Origin of the sequence: Clostridium tarantellae (assembly GCF_009295725.1) — a bacterium.
Classification (GTDB): Bacteria; Bacillota; Clostridia; order Clostridiales; family Clostridiaceae; genus Sarcina; species Sarcina tarantellae.
This window is the reverse complement of record NZ_WHJC01000343.1, coordinates 1-3,295: the sequence shown is the minus strand read 5'-3', so window position 1 is coordinate 3,295 and position 3,295 is coordinate 1. Positions and strand designations below refer to the sequence as shown.

Annotated in this window: 5 protein-coding genes; 3 read left to right on the top strand and 2 right to left on the bottom strand. The window is 21.3% G+C overall.

Features of this window, described 5'->3' with window-relative positions; genetic code table 11:
• Window positions 1-1,320 (bottom strand): DUF4179 domain-containing protein (locus GBZ86_RS14110; protein WP_152891713.1); only part of this gene is annotated, 1,320 nt, incomplete at its 3' end.
• Window positions 1,321-1,324: 4 nt separating this feature from the next.
• Complete coding sequence (locus GBZ86_RS14105; RefSeq protein ID WP_152891711.1) at window positions 1,325-1,897, bottom strand: RNA polymerase sigma factor; 573 nt, start codon at window positions 1,895-1,897, stop codon at window positions 1,325-1,327.
• A 390-nt stretch (window positions 1,898-2,287) separates the two neighbouring features.
• Between GBZ86_RS14105 and GBZ86_RS14100 the strand changes: the two genes are divergently transcribed.
• The 3 genes from GBZ86_RS14100 (at window position 2,288) to GBZ86_RS17375 (ending at window position 3,096) form a co-directional block, all read left to right on the top strand.
• A complete protein-coding gene (locus tag GBZ86_RS14100) occupies window positions 2,288-2,539 on the top strand; it encodes a hypothetical protein (protein ID WP_152891709.1) in 252 nt (83 codons plus the stop codon).
• A gap of 42 nt (window positions 2,540-2,581) precedes the next feature.
• The gene (locus GBZ86_RS14095; RefSeq protein WP_152891707.1) at window positions 2,582-2,875 is read left to right on the top strand and encodes a hypothetical protein; all 294 of its coding nucleotides are present in this window, start codon (window positions 2,582-2,584) and stop codon (window positions 2,873-2,875) included.
• A gap of 83 nt (window positions 2,876-2,958) precedes the next feature.
• The gene (locus tag GBZ86_RS17375) at window positions 2,959-3,096 is read left to right on the top strand and encodes a hypothetical protein (RefSeq protein WP_170272274.1); all 138 of its coding nucleotides are present in this window, start codon (window positions 2,959-2,961) and stop codon (window positions 3,094-3,096) included.
• Window positions 3,097-3,295: the final 199 nt, after the last annotated feature.

Below are 3,295 nucleotides of genomic sequence, written 5' to 3'. Positions count from 1 at the left end.
ATATATAGGAATGTAATAAGTTTTATTTTCGTCTAATTTAGGTAAAGTTAATGTGAAGTTATAACCATCATCTATTCCATTAAAAGTGGTATCTTCAATATCTATTTCATTTTTATTTTCATCTCTAAATGAAATATCTGGTGAGTTTAATGTATAAAGATATTTTTTTACGTTAACATTAACTAGGGTTTTGTCTTCTTTAAAATCTATATTTTTTATTAGATATTCTTCATTATTATTTAATTTTATTTGGGTTTCTCCATGATTATTTAATTTTTTTAATATAAGATTTTCATCATTATTTATTTCAGACTGCATTTTATAAAGTATTGGAATAATAGTAATAGACTTAGTATCTTCCTTTACTCCTGAAAATCTCCAAGAGCTTAATCCTTTATTAGTACTACCAATCAATGCTTCTTTAGAACTACTTGAACCTGTTTTAAAATCTAAAGGCATTCCTTTATCATCTATAACTTTAAATGTTAACTCATACTTTGCAACAGACTTATCTTTATTATTTTTTATTTTAATATTATTTACATCAAACTCTGAATTTATAATAGTGTTAAAAGGACTTGAAATAACATTTATAAATTTAAAGTTATTATCATCATAAGTAAATTCATTATTTAGTTTATATATTTTTTTACCCATGTTTTTAGAATCTAGATGTAAGTTAAATTTGAATTTTTCTGGAGAATATCCTACCCACTCTCCATAAATGTCATTAATTATTAAGTTAATATTTCCTTTATCAAAAGAATCTCTTTCATCAAATACATAAGATGCTAATCCTACATAAGTATTTTTATCTATAAATTCTCCTTTATGAAGTTCATTGTCATATTCTAAATATTTAAAGCCTTTTTTTATTAAAGGAAATAATACTGGTTTATCTTTAAAGCCCTTATCAGATTTTATTTCATAGGCTATAGCAAATTCTACACCATCATAATACATATTTTTAATTGTAATAGAAGTATCATCATATGTTTGTACTAAATTTACATTCTTAGAACCAGCCACATATTTTTCTCCAACACCTAAAGCAGAATTTATACTTTTAAAGGTTGGCCCTATTAGAGGTAATTTTTCTGCATAAACAGGCATAACTCCATTAAAGCCTATAAAACTAGCTATAACTAAGGCTGTAAATCCTGCTGCTTTTATAGATTTTTTTCTTTTCTTCTTTCTTTCTGGTAAATTTTCTAGTGTATTTAAAACATTAACCTTTAAACTTTCTGGCACTTCTATAGAAAAATTCTTTGCTTTTTCCTTTAATTCATTATTAAATTTATTATCATCAAATTTATTCATAAATCTAATTTTCTCCCTTCATTATGGTATAAAGCTTTTGTCTGGCTCTACTTAACCTAGATTTTACTGTTCCTTTAGCAATACCTAAAGTATCACTAATTTCTTCAATAGACATATCTTTAAAATAAAATAACCAGGTGGTTATTTTCAAATCATTATTTAATGCATTTATTGCTTCCATTAAATCTAGATTTTTAATATTATTTTCATAATATTTTTCTTTTATTCTAGAGTCTTCCATATAAAGAATTTTACTATTTTTTCTTATTATGTTATTACATTCATTAATCATAATTCTTGTTAGCCAAGTTTTAAAATACTTTTCATGTTTTAAAGATGTAATATGCTCATAAGCATTTATTATAGTATTTTGAAAAGCATCTTCTATATCATATTCATTATTTAAAATTCCTCTTGCCACAATATATAAAGCATTTAAATTTTCTTGTATTAAAATATTAAAAGCTTCTTTATCTCCTTCAATGGCTAATGTTATATTACTTTTTCTTTTTTCTATAGGTTTATTTTTATATTTATTTCTAAAAAAACCTATATGAAACACATTTGTAGTGTTCATATAATCCTCCTAAAATTTTAATATAGCTATATTATAAAATCTTTTTTCACTTAATTAGACGTACAGCTATATTAAAAGGTTCCCTAATAATAAAAAAATTTAATTATAAATTTAAAAAAATCTTACTGTTAATATTTATAACATTAACAGTAAGATTTTTAAATGGGGAGTAGGGGATTATACTTATATTATAGACAAAATTAAAAAGTTTAAACTTAATTATTAAATAAAAATCTTTATTTATCATATAGTTAATAAATTTCAATAATCTAGTAATAACTTTAAGTCAAAAAAATAGCATTTCAAGACAATTATGATACATAAAACAATAAATATGATATCATTTATTAAAATAATACATATAATAGAAAGGGGAAAATTTGTTATATAATGACTGTATATAATATAATCCGTATTATATGTTTTACTATATTTGGAATATTGATTTTTATAAATTATATAGAAATAAAAGGAGTTTATAAGTACTTAATTATTTTATTTATAATAATTCCTGCTATTTTAATGCAAACATCATTAGCAAAGAACATAAGTAAGAATTTAGAAGAGATTTTTATACCTATGTATACTTTAGTTAGTGTATTACTTATACTTATTTATAGTTATTCAGTAAAGAAAAAATAAAGTTTTAATGCTATTAATTTATTTGAAAGGAGTTCATATAAAATGTTTTTTAATATAGTTCTTTTAATAGGAGCTTTCATATCATTAATTTTATATTTTTCTAATAATACTAAAATTTTTATTTGGAAAAATAATAAGTTTATTAAAAGTCATAATAAAAAATTATACATAAAAACAACAAAGAAATTATTATTATTACAAAGTATTTTTTTTATTATTAGTGCTATAGCTAATTATAATAATTATAGAACCCTTATGATGGTAGTACTTTATGCTATTACTATAGTAGGCTGTTGTCCAACTGTTTTAATGTTAAGAAGAAATAAAAAATTTTAAAATACTTTTAAAATATTTATTGAATATAATGTATAAAGCTTGAACATAATTTAAAATAAAATAAATTAATTGGAGGGATTTTTATGAGTAGTACATCTATTATAATACTTGGATTATCTGGAGTAGTAGCAATAGCAATGGCCATTTGCTACATAGCAATAAAAGTTTCAAATTCAGCAACAAAAGCTGTTGTTAAAGCTAATGAAGAAGAAAAATATTAAATAAATTTATTTTTATGTTTAAATTAAACGTTTTCTAAAAGGTGTCATTAAAACTTATTTTTAATGAAGGAAATTGCAATATTAATAAATTTATTAATAATTTTCATTAAAATACCTAAAGTAACTTGCAAAGAAAATTTATTTTCAATGTTTATGAAAAAAAGACTATATAGGGTTATGTGTAAAATATATTTCATAT